Source organism: Enterobacter sp. 22466 (genome assembly GCF_052044775.1).
GTDB lineage: Bacteria > Pseudomonadota > Gammaproteobacteria > Enterobacterales > Enterobacteriaceae > Enterobacter > Enterobacter dissolvens.
Genome location: NZ_JBQENX010000009.1, coordinates 1 through 17,386 on the forward strand (window position 1 = coordinate 1; position 17,386 = coordinate 17,386).

Annotated in this window: 25 protein-coding genes; 20 read left to right on the top strand and 5 right to left on the bottom strand. The window is 49.4% G+C overall.

All coding sequences use genetic code 11. From position 1 onward, the window contains the following. The first annotated feature begins 110 nt into the window (after positions 1-110). Complete coding sequence (locus ACTJJI_RS20180) at positions 111-506, top strand: SDR family NAD(P)-dependent oxidoreductase (RefSeq protein ID WP_440655338.1); 396 nt, start codon at positions 111-113, stop codon at positions 504-506. 254 nt (positions 507-760) lie between these two features. Here the strand turns inward: ACTJJI_RS20180 and ACTJJI_RS20185 are convergent, their stop codons facing one another. Then, a complete protein-coding gene (locus tag ACTJJI_RS20185; protein ID WP_440655340.1) occupies positions 761-2,482 on the bottom strand; it encodes a hypothetical protein in 1,722 nt (573 codons plus the stop codon). Next, positions 2,479-3,699 carry a site-specific integrase gene (locus tag ACTJJI_RS20190; RefSeq protein WP_440655342.1) on the bottom strand — a complete coding sequence of 407 codons (1,221 nt, stop codon included), beginning with the start codon at positions 3,697-3,699 and terminating at the stop codon, positions 2,479-2,481. The genes ACTJJI_RS20185 and ACTJJI_RS20190 overlap by 4 nt, the downstream gene beginning before the upstream one ends. Before the next feature lie 741 nt (positions 3,700-4,440). On the opposite strand from ACTJJI_RS20190, the gene ACTJJI_RS20195 reads away from it, so the two are divergent. The 19 genes from ACTJJI_RS20195 to ACTJJI_RS20285 all read left to right on the top strand — a co-directional run bounded on the left by ACTJJI_RS20195 (position 4,441) and on the right by ACTJJI_RS20285 (position 15,449). Then, positions 4,441-4,983 carry a hypothetical protein gene (locus ACTJJI_RS20195; RefSeq protein WP_440655344.1) on the top strand — a complete coding sequence of 181 codons (543 nt, stop codon included), beginning with the start codon at positions 4,441-4,443 and terminating at the stop codon, positions 4,981-4,983. Then, complete coding sequence (locus ACTJJI_RS20200) at positions 4,968-5,204, top strand: DUF3850 domain-containing protein (RefSeq protein WP_440655346.1); 237 nt, start codon at positions 4,968-4,970, stop codon at positions 5,202-5,204. The genes ACTJJI_RS20195 and ACTJJI_RS20200 overlap by 16 nt, the downstream gene beginning before the upstream one ends. A 5-nt stretch (positions 5,205-5,209) precedes the next feature. Continuing rightward, positions 5,210-5,533: a hypothetical protein gene (locus tag ACTJJI_RS20205; RefSeq protein WP_440655348.1), complete on the top strand. Its 324-nt coding sequence runs from the start codon at positions 5,210-5,212 to the stop codon at positions 5,531-5,533. Beyond that, positions 5,530-5,859 (top strand): hypothetical protein, encoded by a 330-nt coding sequence (locus tag ACTJJI_RS20210; protein WP_440655350.1) that lies wholly within the window; start codon positions 5,530-5,532, stop codon positions 5,857-5,859. The genes ACTJJI_RS20205 and ACTJJI_RS20210 overlap by 4 nt, the downstream gene beginning before the upstream one ends. Beyond that, positions 5,859-6,566 (top strand): hypothetical protein, encoded by a 708-nt coding sequence (locus ACTJJI_RS20215; RefSeq protein WP_440655352.1) that lies wholly within the window; start codon positions 5,859-5,861, stop codon positions 6,564-6,566. The genes ACTJJI_RS20210 and ACTJJI_RS20215 overlap by 1 nt, the downstream gene beginning before the upstream one ends. A gap of 69 nt (positions 6,567-6,635) precedes the next feature. Further along, positions 6,636-6,902 (top strand): helix-turn-helix domain-containing protein, encoded by a 267-nt coding sequence (locus ACTJJI_RS20220; RefSeq protein WP_211446039.1) that lies wholly within the window; start codon positions 6,636-6,638, stop codon positions 6,900-6,902. Then, complete coding sequence (locus ACTJJI_RS20225; RefSeq protein WP_233132260.1) at positions 6,889-7,236, top strand: hypothetical protein; 348 nt, start codon at positions 6,889-6,891, stop codon at positions 7,234-7,236. The genes ACTJJI_RS20220 and ACTJJI_RS20225 overlap by 14 nt, the downstream gene beginning before the upstream one ends. 14 nt (positions 7,237-7,250) lie before the next feature. Further along, the gene (locus ACTJJI_RS20230) at positions 7,251-8,114 is read left to right on the top strand and encodes an integrase (RefSeq protein ID WP_440655355.1); all 864 of its coding nucleotides are present in this window, start codon (positions 7,251-7,253) and stop codon (positions 8,112-8,114) included. Positions 8,115-9,181: 1,067 nt separating this feature from the next. Then, positions 9,182-10,126, top strand: coding sequence for a hypothetical protein (locus tag ACTJJI_RS20235; RefSeq protein ID WP_440655357.1), 945 nt, complete (start codon positions 9,182-9,184; stop codon positions 10,124-10,126). After that, positions 10,123-10,845, top strand: coding sequence for a phage baseplate protein (locus ACTJJI_RS20240; RefSeq protein ID WP_440655359.1), 723 nt, complete (start codon positions 10,123-10,125; stop codon positions 10,843-10,845). Before ACTJJI_RS20235 ends, ACTJJI_RS20240 begins: the two co-directional genes overlap by 4 nt. Before the next feature lie 15 nt (positions 10,846-10,860). Further along, the gene (locus ACTJJI_RS20245) at positions 10,861-11,247 is read left to right on the top strand and encodes a hypothetical protein (protein WP_440655361.1); all 387 of its coding nucleotides are present in this window, start codon (positions 10,861-10,863) and stop codon (positions 11,245-11,247) included. After that, positions 11,231-11,446, top strand: coding sequence for a hypothetical protein (locus tag ACTJJI_RS20250; protein ID WP_440655363.1), 216 nt, complete (start codon positions 11,231-11,233; stop codon positions 11,444-11,446). The genes ACTJJI_RS20245 and ACTJJI_RS20250 overlap by 17 nt, the downstream gene beginning before the upstream one ends. Continuing rightward, positions 11,446-11,793 carry a hypothetical protein gene (locus ACTJJI_RS20255; protein ID WP_440655365.1) on the top strand — a complete coding sequence of 116 codons (348 nt, stop codon included), beginning with the start codon at positions 11,446-11,448 and terminating at the stop codon, positions 11,791-11,793. Before ACTJJI_RS20250 ends, ACTJJI_RS20255 begins: the two co-directional genes overlap by 1 nt. Next, positions 11,783-13,228: a baseplate J/gp47 family protein gene (locus ACTJJI_RS20260; RefSeq protein ID WP_440655367.1), complete on the top strand. Its 1,446-nt coding sequence runs from the start codon at positions 11,783-11,785 to the stop codon at positions 13,226-13,228. Before ACTJJI_RS20255 ends, ACTJJI_RS20260 begins: the two co-directional genes overlap by 11 nt. After that, on the top strand, positions 13,225-13,980 hold the full coding sequence (locus ACTJJI_RS20265; RefSeq protein WP_440655369.1) for a hypothetical protein: 756 nt from the start codon (positions 13,225-13,227) through the stop codon (positions 13,978-13,980). Before ACTJJI_RS20260 ends, ACTJJI_RS20265 begins: the two co-directional genes overlap by 4 nt. Then, entirely contained in the window at positions 13,973-14,215 is a 243-nt protein-coding gene (locus ACTJJI_RS20270) for a phosphoglycolate phosphatase (protein ID WP_211445607.1), read from the top strand. Before ACTJJI_RS20265 ends, ACTJJI_RS20270 begins: the two co-directional genes overlap by 8 nt. Beyond that, positions 14,212-14,451: a hypothetical protein gene (locus ACTJJI_RS20275; protein ID WP_440655371.1), complete on the top strand. Its 240-nt coding sequence runs from the start codon at positions 14,212-14,214 to the stop codon at positions 14,449-14,451. The genes ACTJJI_RS20270 and ACTJJI_RS20275 overlap by 4 nt, the downstream gene beginning before the upstream one ends. A gap of 1 nt (position 14,452) precedes the next feature. Next, positions 14,453-15,088 (top strand): hypothetical protein, encoded by a 636-nt coding sequence (locus ACTJJI_RS20280; protein WP_440655373.1) that lies wholly within the window; start codon positions 14,453-14,455, stop codon positions 15,086-15,088. 91 nt (positions 15,089-15,179) lie between these two features. Next, on the top strand, positions 15,180-15,449 hold the full coding sequence (locus tag ACTJJI_RS20285; RefSeq protein WP_211445610.1) for a hypothetical protein: 270 nt from the start codon (positions 15,180-15,182) through the stop codon (positions 15,447-15,449). A gap of 16 nt (positions 15,450-15,465) precedes the next feature. On the opposite strand, the gene ACTJJI_RS20290 is transcribed toward ACTJJI_RS20285, so the two are convergent. The 3 genes from ACTJJI_RS20290 to ACTJJI_RS20300 form a co-directional block, all read right to left on the bottom strand. Further along, a complete protein-coding gene (locus ACTJJI_RS20290) occupies positions 15,466-15,609 on the bottom strand; it encodes a hypothetical protein (RefSeq protein WP_440655375.1) in 144 nt (47 codons plus the stop codon). Between the two features lie 118 nt (positions 15,610-15,727). Then, on the bottom strand, positions 15,728-16,150 hold the full coding sequence (locus ACTJJI_RS20295) for a tail fiber assembly protein (protein ID WP_440655377.1): 423 nt from the start codon (positions 16,148-16,150) through the stop codon (positions 15,728-15,730). Between the two features lies 1 nt (position 16,151). After that, positions 16,152-17,384 (bottom strand): pyocin knob domain-containing protein, encoded by a 1,233-nt coding sequence (locus ACTJJI_RS20300; protein ID WP_440655379.1) that lies wholly within the window; start codon positions 17,382-17,384, stop codon positions 16,152-16,154. Positions 17,385-17,386 lie beyond the last annotated feature (2 nt).

Below are 17,386 nucleotides of genomic sequence, written 5' to 3' on the forward strand. Positions count from 1 at the left end.
CTGAAGCAGAAACGAAAGGCCGGGGTTATAGCGGAAGCTAATCCTGAGTAAACAAGGTGGATCAATATTAAACCGTTGGTGGTGACGGTTAGTGGATCACTTTTTACCCGTTGTTGACATTCGCAGCCTATAACGCCTCAAAGGCAGCCGTAAAGGTGCTGACGGAGCAGCTGTCTCATCAGCTTGTGAAGGAAACCGGCATCAGGCTCACCGCTCATCTTCTGGTGCCAGGCTATACCTGGACCGATATGAACGATCCTGGCATGAACGAGCGCAGCGGTAACAAGCCAGATGAAGCGTGGATGGCTGCGCAGGTTATTGACTATTTCCTCCCGCGCTTTGAGCGGGGTGACTTCTATATCATCTGCCCTGATAACGCTGTGACCAGCGAGATGGATGCTAAGCGTATCCTCTGGGCCGCCCAGGATATGCTGGACAACCGCCCGGCCCTGTCGCGCTGGCATCCTGACTGGAAGACGGCTTTTGAACGCTGGATGAAAAACTGATGTGTCATCGGTAGCCCGCTCCGGGGCAGGTTGCCTAAAAGATGAAATGAGGTCGTCAGCAACCATGCTTTTGGCATTGTATTTATGCTGATGAAAGAGGCGCCGGGCTGATGCCCGGCGCCGTGCGGATTTACTTTTTTGTGGCAGAGTCGGGTTCAGAAATGATTCGGTGACGCTGAGCCTTATGTGACTCACTCATCATTCTGTTCATCACCTCGCCCTCATATTCGGCATATTCACTGCCATAGACAAATTCATGTCCTGTCATCAGGGCATACCAGGCACGTTTTGCCACTTCTTTCGGATCGTCCTTTTTCATCGAACTTTCGCCGTTCCTTTAGAGCCAGGTGCTGATAATGCTGATTTTGAGTAATATCAACACGCCCCATCAACATCGCTTGTAAGTGGTCTGAGATCTCTGCAATTGCGAGAAAAGTATTAATGTTGTGTCGAGGGATATGCGTTCGGAGCTGAGTAGGGCGGCCGTCATCTTCAAGCAACCTGTATTTGCTGAAAACAGATACATAGCCAGCAACGTTACCTAGAAATTTGTTTAGGCCGTTATTATTTAGTGGTAGTGGCGTGGCTTTTAGTTGCAACACTCTCTTGAGAGTCAGTGATCCTTTGGGGAAAAGGAACAATAGCTCTTCATATTTAATCTCATATCTTTTGCCATTTTCTGCCCATGCATGAGTACAGGGAGTATTTGCACTGCTATCACCGAATTCACTTTTAAGAAAATGACTAAGATCAGACTTTGTAAAATATTTTTCTTTTTCATTACCTGATTTAAGGATGACTTTTGCCGGTATAAAGCCACGTTTCTCTAATGCTTTCGAAGCTTTATCACGTAAGCCTGCACGCCCCCGAAGCTCTGATGAGGACTGGACCATGTGTTTTACAATATCATCAAGCTCAACGAGTTCACTGGTAATATCACTGATTGGCTTTGGTAAATAATCAGAAAATTTTTTTGATCGTAAATATTCGATATGTTTGCGAAACTCAGTTGTTAGTAACTTCACCGACTTAAATATATTTTCGACCAGAGGTACAGCTAAAGGCTCGACCCAATGCGTTCGTTCGCCAGCCCCCTTAACACCAACATAGCGTATGCCAAGAAAATAATCTGGCAATCCTTTATTCCGCAGACGTTTGCTGAGATCAGAGTTATCTATATGTCGTTTGACCAAGGCATCCAGTCTGAGATTGAATGCCTCAACAGAACGGAATCCAGTGACGATCAGTAACAGAAGACAATTGAGGGCTATCTTTTCAGTACTGCTTTCAATTCGCTGGATTAACGACACGATATTGAGGAAACCTTTAATGGTAATCAGTGTATCTTCACCATCAGTGGAAGTATCATCCAGCTTGTCTTTTTCTTTTAGTGAGATTGTTTCCCGGGCTTTCCGGGTCAAATTAGTCTGATTGGTATAACAATCATCGGAAACATATTGCAATGTTACTAATGTGAAGGCGTGATGGTTTACTAATTTCTGAATCTTAACACAACGCCCCTTGTAGTTGGCTAGGTTGGTATCACCTGGCCGGGAAGCTGCACTCAGAGTATCCATTGCGCTACGTACGACATCTGTAGTCAGATAGATGGGATGTGTTTGCCCAGTTAACTTAATGAGAGCGCAGTACCATCGTTTCAAAATAATCAGCGTTGCGACAGCAACCGCAGAGGAAATACTGCGATTTCTCCCTCGATAGACGAGTACGAGCATCGCTTTCATGAACAACTGATAAGGCTCGGATACTGTATGGCGATCATCGATCCCTTTGAGCCGGTTAACCTCATCAAAACGTAATAAATTAGCCCCATTGCCACGTAACCAGCCGGAGCCTTTGATCCCACATATCCAGACAAAGCTATCCCATGATTCTGCAAAATCTGCTGCCAGATTCTCTTCGAACCAAGCTTTCTGTTCTATGATAAAAGTCTCAAAGTTCGCTATATTTTTTTTCATTTCCCACAACCTCTGACGTTATGCAAATGACAACGGGCAATCACTGACTTGATTTCTATTTGCGTCGTCTCGTGGATAGAAATTAGTGGATTGAGAGCATTACCAACACTATCTGATACTGCTATCAGCTCATCGACTTCTTTAGAGACGCTATTCAATACGCCCTGGTGATGGCCATCAAGGAAAGGGCGGTAATATAAGCAACCATAGCAGCAACGAACTTCACAGAAGGGGCATTCATCATCGGTTCTCGCACAGCCACCGATCTCATAGTGTAATCGATCACCAACCATACCAACCACTCGTCGACCTTCCCATTCTTTTGAAGGAACTAGTTTCCCAGTAAGCATCATAGCCACCATGTTTTGCCACACAGGGTTAGAACCGAGTGCTTTAGCGCGGATCAATGCCAAGGCTGGGGTCGCACGGATGTAGTGCTTTGCTACAACCAGAGATGAATGGCCGAGAATGTGAGCAATTTCCTCTGCACTAGCGCCCTGCATTGCAAGTGAGTGACCAACGTTGTGGCGCAAATCAGTTGATGTTATTGAAGGTAGGGCGGCTTCACCGCACGATACGGCAAACTGGTAATCTTGTGGGCTAAAGGATAGAATCGTTTGGCTAATCGACTGAGAAACAAATTTAGGTGCTGATCCCCCCATATTAAACATTTTATCGGTAGGTAATAATCTGGCTTCATCTATATAATGCTTAACCAGTGCACCGATTTCTGGCGGGAGCGCCAGAATCAACCGATCAGTAGTGACGTGTCTTTGTTTAGCATAAGGTAAAAGAACGCTATAACGAACCAACCCTGTTGTCGTATTGCAAGTATCGATTCGAAAGTCACCAGCAGCCAATTTAGCTAACTGAACCGGACGACTACCTGTGACATAACTTAGCCCCAGAACAGTGGCATTGCGAAGGTCCACCAGATTGTATTTTCTGCCTCGTGAGATAGCGGCAGCCATTTCAAAAAGACCTTTGCTGATCATGTTCTTTTCAAATGGGTCAAGAATATTATCTATGTTTTGATATACATTCCAATCATTTGAATTAGGGCGAGGGATCAATTCAAGGTCTTCGTAGTCATCTAAAGTAAAACCCGGAAATTCATCTACACAAAGAATTTTCAGACCAAAAACAATACAAAAAAAATAAGTCGGCAATAAGTTTTCCTTTTCAAGGAAAGAACTTAACAATTTAAAGTTAAACACTCCTTGCTTCGAAGCATATTCAATTGCGTCTAGCCATGCGCGATGCACACGATAAATAGTCCCAGGAGATTTTGATGATGCATAACGGTATAATATATACTTAATTAGTTTAGTCGTGTAATCATCCGTTTTGAAATTAATGTGTGACTGGCTACCTGAGTAATGGAACACCCAATCATTAGTCTCTGCAAATCATGTTTTTGATACCAGTACTCATAAAAAAACTTTAGAGCTTGTAGCGTAGATGACTGCGTGGATTCGGAACGTGAAGCTAAGCGATCAATGAGAAAGAGAAGTGGAAACAGAAGCGGTAAGTTAGTAGTGGTGTCAACCAATGTCCAAAGTCGCCGGTTAGGAGCAACGCTCAACTGGTCAAGTACATACATCTGAGACATCCTCAGAGAGGTTCGTGGATATGAAGAAAATAGCTCTTAAACATAACGCCAGCAAACTAAAGATTAAGAGGGGGCTTAACCCTATGATTTTATGCGAGCCATCTAAGTTCATGAAGTAAGTTAACAATCAACATGATTTAACATAATATAGCTTATGTACACGCGGGTAGAAATTTACCCGTTATGCGTGGGGCTATATGATTAACAATAAGTTACACTTTCATCAGAATCAGACAGGGGGCAGGGGGCTAACCGGTTTTGACCTTGAAAACCAAAAGGCTTATTGCTCAATAACCAACCTAAAACCATTCCTGTTTTGCCGCCTGATTAATCGCAGGGGGCTGTCATGAGTACCATCCCCTTAAATTCAGACATCACTACGCGTGACATCATTAACGTCATGTTGGGGCGCAAAATGCGCACGCTTGACGTGATAGCAGAACTTGAAGCCCGCTTTGGTGCATGCGACCGCAAATTAATCAGAAACCGCATAGCTAACATGTGCGCGTCAAAGAGCGTGGATATTGAGGTCATAGAAAAAGAAGACTATGACGCCCGCGTCAAATACTGGTATCTGAAGAGCGTTAATGACTGCTATTTCCGCCAGTCATCTCTAACGCGCCACATCCGCCGTGGTATGCCCGCAATTGCGAAAGAGCGCAAAAAGAGGGAATACCCACGCCCCAAATTTACCCCCGATGAAATCAACGTCTGCCGCATGGCTAAAGCGGTGCATCACCTTTGGTCTACAGGTGAGTGGATTCCGCCCGTGCTGGTGGATACCGGGCGTAAAAGTGATGCGGTTAAGCAACCATGCTTTCCGCGCCATACCTATAAAAACCACAGCAATAAATCTTTTGAGAGGGCCACACAATGGAACATGCTTTAAAAATCCCGCCGGTCTTCTTTGCGCCGGTGGCAGATGGTCTGAAGCATGCGGAATTACGGCTAAATGACCGTGATTTCAGTGCCGGTGACAAGATTACCCTGGCTGAATTCGATGAAGGTTACACCGGTGAAAGTGTTGACGTTGTTATCACACACGTTGCGGATGTTGGTTTTATCGCGCCGGGGCATGTTCTTTTAAGTATCGAATTATTGAGGGGTTAACGGAAATGACCAAACAGATTATTTACGTAACGGATAAAACACCGGTATCTGCAAACTGGATTCCAACATTAGGTACATATCATCTTATTCAAGAGCGTGAAGTGATAAAGCGCACGGATAAGGGCTATCGCCTGAAGGTTGGCTATGCAGGGGAAAAGGGAACGATGTTCCTTGACACCCACTATAACTTTTTTGACACCCGAGCGGAAGCGCTGGAGTTTATCGCCAGCGAAGCAAATAGAATCGCAGGAGTGCTTGATGAACAAAAACAAAGAGCCGTAACCCTGCTTTGTGAAGCGCACGACGCGCTTCGGGAGTTTAAAGAATGACTTTCACCAAAGAGCAATTAATAGAACGTGTAAAAAATATGTTACGTGCATATAAGGGGAAGGTAAAAACTCACCCGGAATATGACGGCATGGCGGCAGATGTGGAGTTGCTTGAAATCGCACTAGCAGCGCTGACTGCGCCAGTCTATATCCCGCTTCACGTAGAGGATGCTATGGCCGATATGTGTGATGGCGGCTTTAACGCTCAAGGTATTTGGGATTTATGCCGTGAATCAATAATGCCACCTAAGCCTTGCCCTTGCTGTGGAACTACATCAGACAGGCCTGACGGGGGACATTATTGCCATGTTGGGAGCAATTCGTAATGACTGAAGCTGTCATTAATTTTCGTTGCGATAAAGCCACCTATGACCGCGCTAAGGAGCGGTTATCCGTGGGCGTGGTTAAATTCCCTGACTTATTGCGGTTGGCTGTTAAATCCATTGCTGACGATGATGCCACTGTGTTTAACGAGGTATTGAAAGAGGGTGGCAAAGATTACACCGGCATAAATTCAGCGTGGCTGTATTACAAGGCGCATGAGCTATTTACATATGATGACGGCATGCTTTACCGCAAAAGCAATAAGGGTGCTGGCCAGCGCGGCGCACCGGTTGACCTCGTCACGCGTGGTGGCGTGCCGTGCGTCACCATTAACGGCAGTCATTACCCGGTAAAGGACATTATCTGGTTAATGTTTTACGGTCATGTGTCCGGTGATGTGGTTTGCGTTGAAGGTGAAAGCCTCAAAATAAATAATTTGATGCTTTCGAATGAGGGACAACCTATTCAAAAAATATGCCACCAGATAACGCCTTATGAAGGCGATTTAATTAAGTGTGGAAAATTGCGTGCATTGGTGGTCAATACGGAAGATATCACCAATGCAGAAATCAATAATATTGAGTTACTCTGCAATACAGGCCATGTGTTTTATCTGGCTTTACATGACGGCACCGGCTGGCGCGCAACGCGTAGCGCTATTCACGCTCAAAGAATAGGGCTAACAAAATTTGTGATTAGTATTTCATAGGGTAGAAAACTACCCGCGACAGTCGATAATTGATATTATGTGGAGGGCTAAAAGATGGGGCTGTTGAATATGTTTAATGACGCTGTCAAAAAACTGCAAAAAGAAAAGCGCGTGTTGACGCTTGGCCAGTTGGTTGATGCCATTTGCAGCGGTGACTTACGCAAAGAGTGTGAGCTTGACCGCAATGCATTTGCCGAACTGGTTGGAACAACCCGCAAAACTATCCGCGAATACGAAGCATGGGAAAAATCACCGCAGATGCGCATGATTTTCAATATTGCGGCCACGCTGGGTATTAAGCTGCAAATGCCGGGGGCGCATCATGGCAATGATTGATATTGAAGAAAATATCACTAGTAACGCGGCAGACATTCTGGCCATTGCGGAAGCACGCGCCGCCGCTGAAAACCTGTTAGGCAATACGCTTTCACGCCACCGCAGCGCCATCAATGCGCTGGCTGATGCGTTAAATGGATCGCCTGACCGCATTGTCCGTCCGGGCTATTGGGTATCGCTTTACGCTCGTGAGCCGTCCACCAGTACGGTTATTTCTAACATGAAGTTTGTCGCATCCATACTGGAATGGACGGAAGGCCGGGAGTATGAAAACGGCGCACAGTACCTGCGCATAGCGCAAGCAATCCGCCTGGCACTGGCGGTGAAGGCATGATTGCAGATGTACTGTTGCAGATGGCCGAAAGGCGCGGGAAAGACCGCGCCTTAAGTCCTGACTCAATATCCCGCGAATGCCACGCCATCAACGCGGCGCGCCCGGTGCTTACGCTGGGTGTTCGCGCCGCGTCACACCCTGACTACTGGAAGCGCCACGCAGAAGCCCGCATCAGTGAAGGGCGGGCGGCATCTACCGTGCGCGCCGAACTGAATTACACCGCCGCTGTGCTTGAATGGACGGTTACGGGTGACGTTGACCTGAAGGTAATGTCACCGGCGTCCGCAACGGCTATTTCCAGCGCGATACGCCAGACGGCGCGGCAGGTCAGCAAGCGGGTTAAGCGTTATTCAGCGCTGGATAAACCGGCGCGCGTCAGCGTGGATGAATTTGAAGAAACCGCCATTCAAATAAAGAGCATGAAGAGCCCGCATAAAGAAGTTGCAGCCATGACGCTTTGTTTTGGCTTGCGCGCAACGGAAGCCAATAAATTAAAGCAATCATCATTGCTTGATACGGGAATGCTATTTATTCCAGACCGCATGACAAAAACCCGCGCTGATTTACTTCTGCCGGTTCCGGTTAAATATCATAAGCAGGTAAGGGAATGGCTACGCATAATTGAAGAGGGCAAGCCGTCTTATTCAAGCACATATATGTACATTAACCGCCGTCAGTTTAAATGGCGCTTGCATGATATGCGTAAAATGTTTCGCACCAAAGCAGCCGTAAGAGGTGAGGATTATTTAGCGTGCGAGCTTATCATTAACCACGATATTAAAGACGTGCCTAACGTATACCTTCAAAAGCCGCCATATAAGCGCATGCGTGATGCGCTGTTGCACTCGCTTAATGACTTTCATAGCGCTGGCCAGTAACCCCGCACAAAGCCCTCCATCGTTTAACCGCCATCAGCCAGGCGGTTTTTTTTCGCCTGAAATCTACCAAATCAGTGTTAAGAAAGTGTTGCGCGAAAACGAGCATAAGCACGTTAAATGTAGTGACAATTACGCAACACTTCCGCAATGTGGATAAGTTTATCTCACTCATAAGTAAGACAAAATTACCAGTATTCATGCAGGTCAGACGTCGCAAAACATGAAAAATAAATAAACGCAATAATATCAACGGGATATCAAAATTAGCTGTTTTCAGGTCATAAATTCACCGCAATACAGGCGTTATATAATTTCCCACGCCGCCGCGCAGCGTTAAAAGTCAGAGTGTAGGAATTACCGCCGCAGAATCAACAACCTGTAAGCATGTTATATGTGGACAGGGAACACTTAACATCAGGCGCGCAGGGGTGACGGCGGGCAGAAAACTACCCAAAAAAGCACGAATATTGAAAGATATTTCACACCGTTACATTTACGGGCTGGTGAACGTCATTTTTCCTGCTATTAAAAACATTAAATATCAGAAAGATAACAAAAAGCCCCATCAAACAGACCGCATAAGCGCCCCGCAAATGTTTCGGGGTGGTGGTCAAACCAGATAAACCAGCCTCAAATCATCCCAAAAAGCGCAACCGGCCAAAGTGCGAAGTTGTTGCGGGTGGTGGTGCCTCCAGAATTAATTTTTCATCCGGGAATGTTTCAGGCCTGATGGCACGGGCTTTGATGGCGACATGCATTTTTATTCAAAACAACGGGCGGAGAGATATTTACCCGCGCTGTGCTGTTACATATTCACGAATACATGGAAGAGCGTAAAGAGCGGGAAAGAATGGTGTGTGTAAAGTTGGCATGAAAATTAATATCCACAGCACATTACAGGTGTGGCGCGGGCTGGCGCTGGGATTGACAGAATAAGTTTTTTAAGCGGGTCGCCATTTTTGGGGTGGTTATCCACAGCCCGGCTATTTATTGTCTTGTCGTGCGCCATATGACGCCTTAAGCGCGTGATGCTGTCATTGCCTCACTTAATAAAGGAGGCAATAAAAATGGCGTGGGGTCGGGTTTTCCAGATAACCATAAATTGCACAACCGGCGAATCAATCACCATCACTGACGCTGAATGTGACTTTTCCTGTGTGCGGGATAAAGACCCGCAGCCAAACGAGGCAGAACTAACCCTATGGGGCATCACGGCAGATACGCAAAACAGAATTGCGGTATCCGGTAGCACGCTCAGTATTGCTGCCGGGTATCAGGATGAAGGATTGTTGACGCTCTTCCAGGGTGAATTGATATCAGCCGTGACCGTTAAGCCCGCAGAGGTCTACGGGCTACGCATAAAGATGTATGAATCTCTTATCCCGTTCCGGGCATCCGTAACCAGACGTGCATTCAAAAAAGGACAGGCGCTGGACGATGCCGTCAAACAGGTTGCGTCTGACATGGGGCTTGCCTGTCAGGTGTCCAAAGGTGCCGCAGCGCTGACGCTGGCGAAAGCCGTGTCTGGTGTGGCGCTGTCGCGGGATGTCCTAAACAGCCTGTGCAAGCCGATTAACGCCGGTTGGTCAATCCAGTATCAAACGCTTCAGGTGTCTGCTGGTGACTCACTGGTCACCGGGTCTGCCGTCTTCTCACCGGAAAGCGGACTCATTGGCACGCCAGCCTTAAAGCTACACACCCCCAAAAGGCACAAAAGCGGCACCGGCCAACATCACCGCAAAAGCAAGGCAAAGAAAGTGGCTACGTATCCGTGGCCACCCAAAAACTCACACACTGATTACACCAGCGGCGCACGCCGTCAGATTGGCACCATTGAAGGGATTAACTGGCGGTCAGTCCTGCGCGGCGGCGTGGAAATTGGTGACAAGGTACAGCTCGAATCACCGTCTTTGGGGCAGGGGTGGTGGGTCACCATCACCAAAATCACGCACCGTTTCGGCACGCGCGATATGAGCGCTTGGGAGTCGCAGTTTGAAGGGGTCATTGAATGAGGGCGGTTAGTCAGGTCAGCACCATTGTTAATCAGGAAATGGCATCAGCAATATTCACGCTTGAGGCAAAGATTGTGTCTGTGTCAGGCGGTAAGGCGGTTGTTAAGCCCACGGCGCGGCGCGTGTTCGGGGATAACGATGAACCCTATGAATACGAAGCCATAAGCGATGTGCGCTTGCTGTCGCTGGTCTGGAATGGCGGTAAGTCAGGCATTAGCGGAGAGGTTAAGGCCGGTGATGACTGTTTGCTGATTGCTATTTCCCACACTGACGCGCAGGAGCCAGACCACAAGACGCTTTCGGCGTGTGCGGCCATCACGGGATTTAGCGACATATCCGCGCACAGCATGCCGGACAGTGTTGGGTTACGCCTCTTTCATGCCGCAGCCTTTATCACGCTGGATGACGATGACATCACGATTGATAACGGCGGCGGGGCAAAGCTGGTGTTGAACGGTAACGGCATCACGCTTGATGCGCCAGGCGGATTCACTGTCAACGCCGACACGCAGATAAACGGCAATGTAGGCATTGCAGGAAACATGAGCCAGACGGGCGGCAGTGGTGGCGGGGGCGGCAAGGCTACCTTCAGCGGTGATGTTGATATCACAGGCACCAGCACGGCGGCAGACCACAATTCGGGTGGCATCAGCGGCAAAGGCCACCAACACAAAGAGAACGGCGACGGCGGCGGCATCACCGATGCGCCAATGGCTTAATAAAGGAATACGAAAATGAAAATGAACGATTACGCAGCAGCGCTGGCGCTTGAGAACGGCGGTTTTTTAATGGCAGGTGATGCCGCTGCCACGCTCAAAAAGGGCGATGTGATTGAGATTACCAGCCGCGCCGGGCTGGAGGTCACCGGCGTTGAGGTTAAGACACTGGCAGACGCGCCGGTTGCAATGGTGATGGCCGCAGCACGCCGCACGGATGCTGGCTGGGTGCCTTATTACAGCGATGTTGTATATGAAACCGCGTATCAGGCCGCTTATGCGCAGTTGATGTCTGACGCTGGCCGGGGCTTTGACGTTGATGACGTGCTTGACTGGCAGGTACTGGACGAGCCTGTCACGGTAGTTGGTGTGCAGCAGGTAACCAATTATGCAGATAAACAGTGAGCAGTATCGAGCGGCCAGAAATGGCCGTTTTCATTCGCGCTTTATCCCTGAAAACGGTGAACTCGTGACGCTAAACATACCCACACCACGCGGGCGGCGCTTCATCCCGGTTGGTAACGTCAGCGCCATTGAGGTAATAGGCCAGTCACGGTGCCTGATTGCCATAGACAACCTTGAGCCGGTGGAGGGTATCTATTAATGCTGGATGTTATGCAGGATGACAACGGGGTTATCTTCAGTGGTGGTGACCTTGTTCTGGATGGCGGCATTGATGGCATTGCACAGCAATGTGAAATCCGCGTTGGCATGAATAAAGGGGAGTGGTGGTTGGATGAAAGCATGGGGATTCCGTGGTTTTTCGGCGTGCTGGGTCAAAAACTACCCGTTTCACTGGTCGGGAAAATGATTGCTGACGAGGGTGTCAAAACGGAAGGCGTGACGGATTTACGTATTACGCGCGGTGCAAATGTCGCAGGTAAGACCGTCATCGCGTTTGATGTGTATGTGGGGCAGGATTCTAAGGGGCTGGCGATAAATGGCAATTGAATTAGTCAGTGACAGTGGCTGGCGCGGTGCACGTCTGCCAGAGATACGCGGGGAGCTTTACGCATCCCTGCGCGCCCTTCTGAAAGCGCCAGACGGAAGCCCGGCAGTCATATCTTCAGACGGTGATTCGGTCATTGGTCAGGTCATCGCAACATGTTCAGAAGAAGACCTTCAGATAATCGAGGCTATGGGCTGGATTTTCGGCGGTTTCTTCATATCGCAGGGTGAGTCCGCACAGCTTGACGGTGCTGGGGAGTGGTTGAACGTTACCCGCTATGGCATGACGCAATCATCCGCACGCGTGGTGTACCTGCTTAAGCCTGACGGCGTGGTGAATGCTGGCGATAGCTTTGAGGTGTCTGGAATTGATGGTGAATGGATCGTAGCGGCCACAACTACAGCAGACCCTAATTCGTGTACGGGGCTTGTGCTGGCCGTAAATGCTGATGCGCTGGTTGACGGTAACACCTTTGTTATTTCGGTAAATGGCGCGGAGTACACCACGCAGTTTGAACCCGGCGACACGTCCGCCACCGTGATATCCCGTCTTTACGGTCTGGTCATTGCCGGTGATACGTCCATGACAACCATGACCACGGATTACGGTGAAATGCTGTTTGCAGCAGACGGGGTGAGCGTGGCGCGCTTCTCTTTTGCGCCGGATGTGTATGACGTAATCCGGGCGGGTATGCCGGTTGTAGCGTGGTATGACTCTGAAACCGTCTTTCCGGTTGTCGATTACGGCGATGTGGTCAGTGATGATGTGCTTGTGCTGGCCAACGGTAGCCAGGGCTTTTTGATTGAAGATGACGAAAGCTACCGCGCCCGCCTCAAAGCGGCAGCCGCCGCAAAGCGCACCACAAAGGGCGCATCACGTCCGGGCATTAAGGCGGCAGTACTGGCCGTTGAGGGGGTGTCGTTTTGTTCGGTCAACGTTAATCGGAAAATTGAAACCGATGAAAACGGACTGCCGGGTAAAAGCGTTCAGGTGTTTGTTGCTGGTGGGTCTGATAACGATGTTGCACAGGCGATTTATGACGCGGCGGCAGGTGAGGCTAACACCTTTGGTGGCACGTTTGGCACCGCCACTGACGGTGAGACAACAGAGACAATGTATTTTACCCGTCAGGCGTACCAGTCTGTTTATGTAGCCGTTTCCGGTGACGTTTGGGATGCCGAAACAACCGGCAAGCCCGTTGATTACGTATCCGTTGCGCGCGCCGTCATTGAAGACTACTTCACCAGCCTGATTGTTGGCCGTGACGTGTACGCCAGGCAGATTGAATCTAGCCTTATGGTGGCGTTACCTACGCTGATTGACATCACCGTCAGCGTAGGTGTGACTTCCAGCCCGTCAGGGCGTTCCGTGTCTGTTGCGGACGGCGTTATTGCGGTAACCAATGATTCCTTCATCACAATTGAGGGGGAAGCATGAAACCAGTGATTAAGACGCCTGAAGCGCTGGCCAAAGAGCGGTTAACAAGTAAGGTGCGTTTGCCGAACAATATCAGCCTGGTTAAGGGGCTTAAGGCCAATCATGACGCCATGGTCAGCGCATTAAACTACCTTCAGACGGGTATAAAACTATCCACGGCAACGGGCGTGATGCTGGATGCAAAAGGGGAGTTTTACGACCTGCCGCGTGCCGGTATGGGTGATGATGAATACCGTAGCGCCATGCAGTCACTGTCATCCGGTATGACATCATCCCAGCAAAGCAGGCCATCAATCGGCAAATATATTGCGAGCGTTTACGGCGTGCGCTGGCTGAAGTTGGGCGGCATTAATAATCCCGCTGGCGCGCTGGGAGCGGTGCTAAACCGCGCACCGCTAGACCGCATGATTTACGTGCAATGCGGGCGGGATGCGCCAAATATCAAACTGCCTGACTCATTAGTCAGCGCAACATTTTCGGGTGACATCTACAGCACCGCCACCCGCCCAAACGTTAAGCTGACCGATAACGCCCCGATGATGCCAGGCAATATCTTTGCGTCTGTGTGGGGCGGGCTGGAATACGTCAGAACACAACGCGCTATTCGGGTTAGCGCGGGCATTACTATCCGCGTGAAGTCTGGCTTGTCTGTGCTTACCCGTCAGCTTACCAATGAGATTATCAGTCAGGATGCAGTCAGCCCAAAAAACACGCTGGCTACACACAAAGCAATTGAGGTGACAAATGGATAGCTGGGCGGAAAGCGATATCACATACCCGTCATTAAACGCGGACACGCCGAACAAAGCAGAGCCACCGGCAGAAATGCAAGCGGCAGGGTTTGTGCCAACGTATATGGATAAAGGGGGCAATCTCGTTATTGGCGATCCACTGACGGCACAGCATGTGAATTTCATCCTGTGCGACCTTTACCGGAAATACAAAGATGCGCTTGCCCGCATCAGTGAGCTGGAGGGTGGCCAGTGAATAAGTTTGCATACGTCCTGCGCGCCTATCCGATGCGTGGCGGGGATTATCCGTCAATGGAGGCACCGCCAGCGGCAATGCAGCAAAACGGCTTTAAGCCCACGTTTAAAGCGCCTGACGGCACTTTGTCGCCGGGTGACAAGGTTGAGTATAAGCACCTGAATTACATTTTTAATGACCTGTACGCGAAAGCCGCAGACATGGACAGCCGATTAACCGCGCTTGAGGGGAAGTAAGATGGCTTTAACCGATGATGAATTGATTGCGATAAGCGCCTTACCGGTAGGGAAAAACGACAATGCTACGTTGCAACCTGACCTTATTGCGCCGTTTGAAGTACGTGACAGCACGGATAGTGTGTTTGCGCTGCCGTACCAGAATACTAACATTGATGTCTTTGGCGGCGGTGCGGCGGGGTCATGGTCGCTTAACTTCCAGAACCCGCTACAGCGCGTTGTGTTAGACCTTGAGGTCTTCTTTGGTGACCGTTCGGCAGAGAGTGCGCCGCCCAACTTGTCCGCGCTGACAATGACGCTGGCGGGCTTTTCCAGTGGGGTGATATTCGCACCGGCCACAACGTATGACGCCGCCGCCCCGGCTAATTACTTTGGCCTGACGGTCAGCGGGCTTGCGCCGGTGATTAAGCTGGGCGGCAAGCGCCGCCGCCTTGAGCAGTCAGGGCAGGTGATAATCCCGTTGGTGGCCGTCCTGCTATCGGAAAACCCGCTCACAACGCAAGAGACTTACCGCACGCTGTCAGTGACGCTGAAGCGAACCGATGAGACGCAGACAAGCGTTGTGCCAATCGTGGGCGGCATGGTCTATAGCAACCCGCTACCGTCAGCCCGTGACCGACTTGTGACGACCAAATGACGCACACTGCGTAAAAGCAAAAAATACAGACCTGATGATTGTGACCAACAAAGCATAGCTTTATCACTAACAAATCTGAGGTTTGTAAAATATGAGAACGATAACCCGCAAAAAGCCCGCGTTTGCTGACCTGTATGCCACCGGCGTTATTACACGCGTGGTGGCTGTGCGCACTGAGAATGGCCAAAGCTGGCGCTTGTTCGGTCTGTGGCGTGATAAAGACATAGCGGTCTTTGTGGAGGCAGCGCGGGGCGGGATTCGTGAATGGTCAGGGTTAAATTTTCTGGCTGACTTTTGCTTCAGTTGCGGGATTTCGCTGTGGGAAGTGCACCAGAAAACGGATATAAAAATGCCCGCATAATGCGGGCTATTGTTTGTTATTCAGATTCTAATCCCAACTTTTCAGCCAGCCGGTGTAGCGCACAAACGCTGATGGCATCTTCCACGCTGGCGGCAAACTCTTGCCAGTGCTGGCCAATAAAACCGGCAATCAGTTCAGCCTCTTCCTTTGATAATTCCATAAATAACCCCTTATTAAGATAAGGGGATTGTTGATGTAATAACCCTACACTTCAAATAGATATTGCAGATCAATTCTATTGAATCGATCGGTACAGACGATCAACTGTTAACCTTGTCTTAACAGGGTGAAACAGGCCATTCGATATCCGGCGCGTTAGTGGTATCAGTACGGTTGAGCAAGACCCGGTATTTTTTCCATGCCTGTAATGAAGCGGTTTCCGCATCGTTAGCCATCGACAAATCAACGGCATCCTGTAGCGGGGCGATTGCTTCGCCAGCCCGTTTCAACAATTTTGCTTTTAGGTTTTCAGCCGCTGCAATAAGCGCCTCTTTTGATGGCGCTGGCTGGTCTGTGAGCACGGGCTGGCCATAGCTGTTAATCACAATCATCCTGCCTTTTGTCTGGCCATCAAGTAAGTGTTGATACCATCTTTCCGATATTTCAACGCCGTCAGTTGGCCATGTTCCAGCGGCCATGTAGTCAGCCTTGAAGGCGTCATCATAGAAGCCATTTTCAGCGGCGCTAAAGTAGACCGTCATCTTAATACCCCTTTGCAATAAGCATGAATTTGCCGTTAGCGTTGTATGCATGAAGCACGCAGCCGGTGCGACTATAAGAACTAACGGCAATTGTTGAGTCACTATCGTTACCATGGCCGGTGCCGTCATAAGCGATGACAACCCCCACGCAAACAGATGGAAACGCGGTGCTGAAAGTGACGCTTACGTTGGTGTTGGCCGCAACGGTGATATTGCTCATAACCACTTCCATCACGCCTGTTGACGCATCTTTTGAGGTCATCGCATTGGTGGCTTTGGTGGCGGTGTTTTTGAGGTTGTAACGGGCATCAGATTCAGCTTTGGTGTATGCCGTGCCAGTGGGGGTGTAACTGCCTTTCGCCTGGTAGCGGGCGTCAAAGTTTGCATAATTCCCCGGTATCCACTGTCCGCTGGTCAGTGCTGTGCCAGCATCGGTGAAGGTTAGACGATACTTATAATCCTGCCCGGTAAGGGTGCCGTCAGTATGTATATCAATATAAAAACTACCCGCAGCCCCTTTTAGATGTCCAAGTTCCAACGGTGCTCCATCAGTTCTTGTAAATATTTGATTGCAATACTTTAAGGCCGTGACTTTATCAACACTGCCATCAGAATTTAATGGAACGGCACCAACATCACCAGCGGTGGGTTTATGTGTCGAGTCATACACCCCTGACCACGCCGTCCACGTTCCGCTATAGAGTGTGCGAATGTAATGCCGTGAGTTGCTGTAAACGCGATAAATCTGCGTAATGCCAGCATGCTTATAGACTTCTAACGAACCAGCTACCGCCTCAGGGTAGTTTTTCCCGGTAGCAGCCTGAGCATTTGCTGGCTGGTAGTAAAGGCCGGGGGCGGTGTACGCGTTAAGGTCGGCAGCATCGCCAATGCCTGTTGCAAGCTTAAAGATGTCGCCGGGCAGGACATCAACATCAGATGATAAAGCATGGCCATTCACCTTTCTGGTGGCGGGAACGGCGTCAACGTCAGTTGCTGTGGGCTTTTTCCAGTCAGAGCCAATGAGCGTATAAACATTGGTGTCGGACTCTTTGATGAATTTCAGTTTTGGCTTGCTGGTGGGCGGTAAAACAATCAATGCTCCAGCCGCAGAGCCGGGCGCATTGGCATTACCGGCATCAACGGGATATATGCCGGGCGCGGTGATGGTTTTGATATTTGTCGTGGTGGGTAATGCGCGGCGCATCATTAGCGCCGCATAGAAATCTTCAGGCATAA

Coding starts and splice junctions, on each gene's coding strand:
- ACTJJI_RS20260 (WP_440655367.1), top strand. CDS start 11,783: ATGGCAATTGAATTAGTCAGTGACAGTGGCTGGCGCGGTGCACGTCTG.
- ACTJJI_RS20285 (WP_211445610.1), top strand. CDS start 15,180: ATGAGAACGATAACCCGCAAAAAGCCCGCGTTTGCTGACCTGTATGCC.
- ACTJJI_RS20205 (WP_440655348.1), top strand. CDS start 5,210: ATGACCAAACAGATTATTTACGTAACGGATAAAACACCGGTATCTGCA.
- ACTJJI_RS20240 (WP_440655359.1), top strand. CDS start 10,123: ATGAGGGCGGTTAGTCAGGTCAGCACCATTGTTAATCAGGAAATGGCA.
- ACTJJI_RS20225 (WP_233132260.1), top strand. CDS start 6,889: ATGGCAATGATTGATATTGAAGAAAATATCACTAGTAACGCGGCAGAC.
- ACTJJI_RS20200 (WP_440655346.1), top strand. CDS start 4,968: ATGGAACATGCTTTAAAAATCCCGCCGGTCTTCTTTGCGCCGGTGGCA.
- ACTJJI_RS20280 (WP_440655373.1), top strand. CDS start 14,453: ATGGCTTTAACCGATGATGAATTGATTGCGATAAGCGCCTTACCGGTA.
- ACTJJI_RS20300 (WP_440655379.1), bottom strand. CDS start 17,384: ATGCCTGAAGATTTCTATGCGGCGCTAATGATGCGCCGCGCATTACCC.
- ACTJJI_RS20195 (WP_440655344.1), top strand. CDS start 4,441: ATGAGTACCATCCCCTTAAATTCAGACATCACTACGCGTGACATCATT.
- ACTJJI_RS20245 (WP_440655361.1), top strand. CDS start 10,861: ATGAAAATGAACGATTACGCAGCAGCGCTGGCGCTTGAGAACGGCGGT.
- ACTJJI_RS20255 (WP_440655365.1), top strand. CDS start 11,446: ATGCTGGATGTTATGCAGGATGACAACGGGGTTATCTTCAGTGGTGGT.
- ACTJJI_RS20220 (WP_211446039.1), top strand. CDS start 6,636: ATGTTTAATGACGCTGTCAAAAAACTGCAAAAAGAAAAGCGCGTGTTG.
- ACTJJI_RS20185 (WP_440655340.1), bottom strand. CDS start 2,482: ATGAAAAAAAATATAGCGAACTTTGAGACTTTTATCATAGAACAGAAA.
- ACTJJI_RS20210 (WP_440655350.1), top strand. CDS start 5,530: ATGACTTTCACCAAAGAGCAATTAATAGAACGTGTAAAAAATATGTTA.
- ACTJJI_RS20295 (WP_440655377.1), bottom strand. CDS start 16,150: ATGACGGTCTACTTTAGCGCCGCTGAAAATGGCTTCTATGATGACGCC.
- ACTJJI_RS20270 (WP_211445607.1), top strand. CDS start 13,973: ATGGATAGCTGGGCGGAAAGCGATATCACATACCCGTCATTAAACGCG.
- ACTJJI_RS20250 (WP_440655363.1), top strand. CDS start 11,231: ATGCAGATAAACAGTGAGCAGTATCGAGCGGCCAGAAATGGCCGTTTT.
- ACTJJI_RS20235 (WP_440655357.1), top strand. CDS start 9,182: ATGGCGTGGGGTCGGGTTTTCCAGATAACCATAAATTGCACAACCGGC.
- ACTJJI_RS20265 (WP_440655369.1), top strand. CDS start 13,225: ATGAAACCAGTGATTAAGACGCCTGAAGCGCTGGCCAAAGAGCGGTTA.
- ACTJJI_RS20290 (WP_440655375.1), bottom strand. CDS start 15,609: ATGGAATTATCAAAGGAAGAGGCTGAACTGATTGCCGGTTTTATTGGC.
- ACTJJI_RS20215 (WP_440655352.1), top strand. CDS start 5,859: ATGACTGAAGCTGTCATTAATTTTCGTTGCGATAAAGCCACCTATGAC.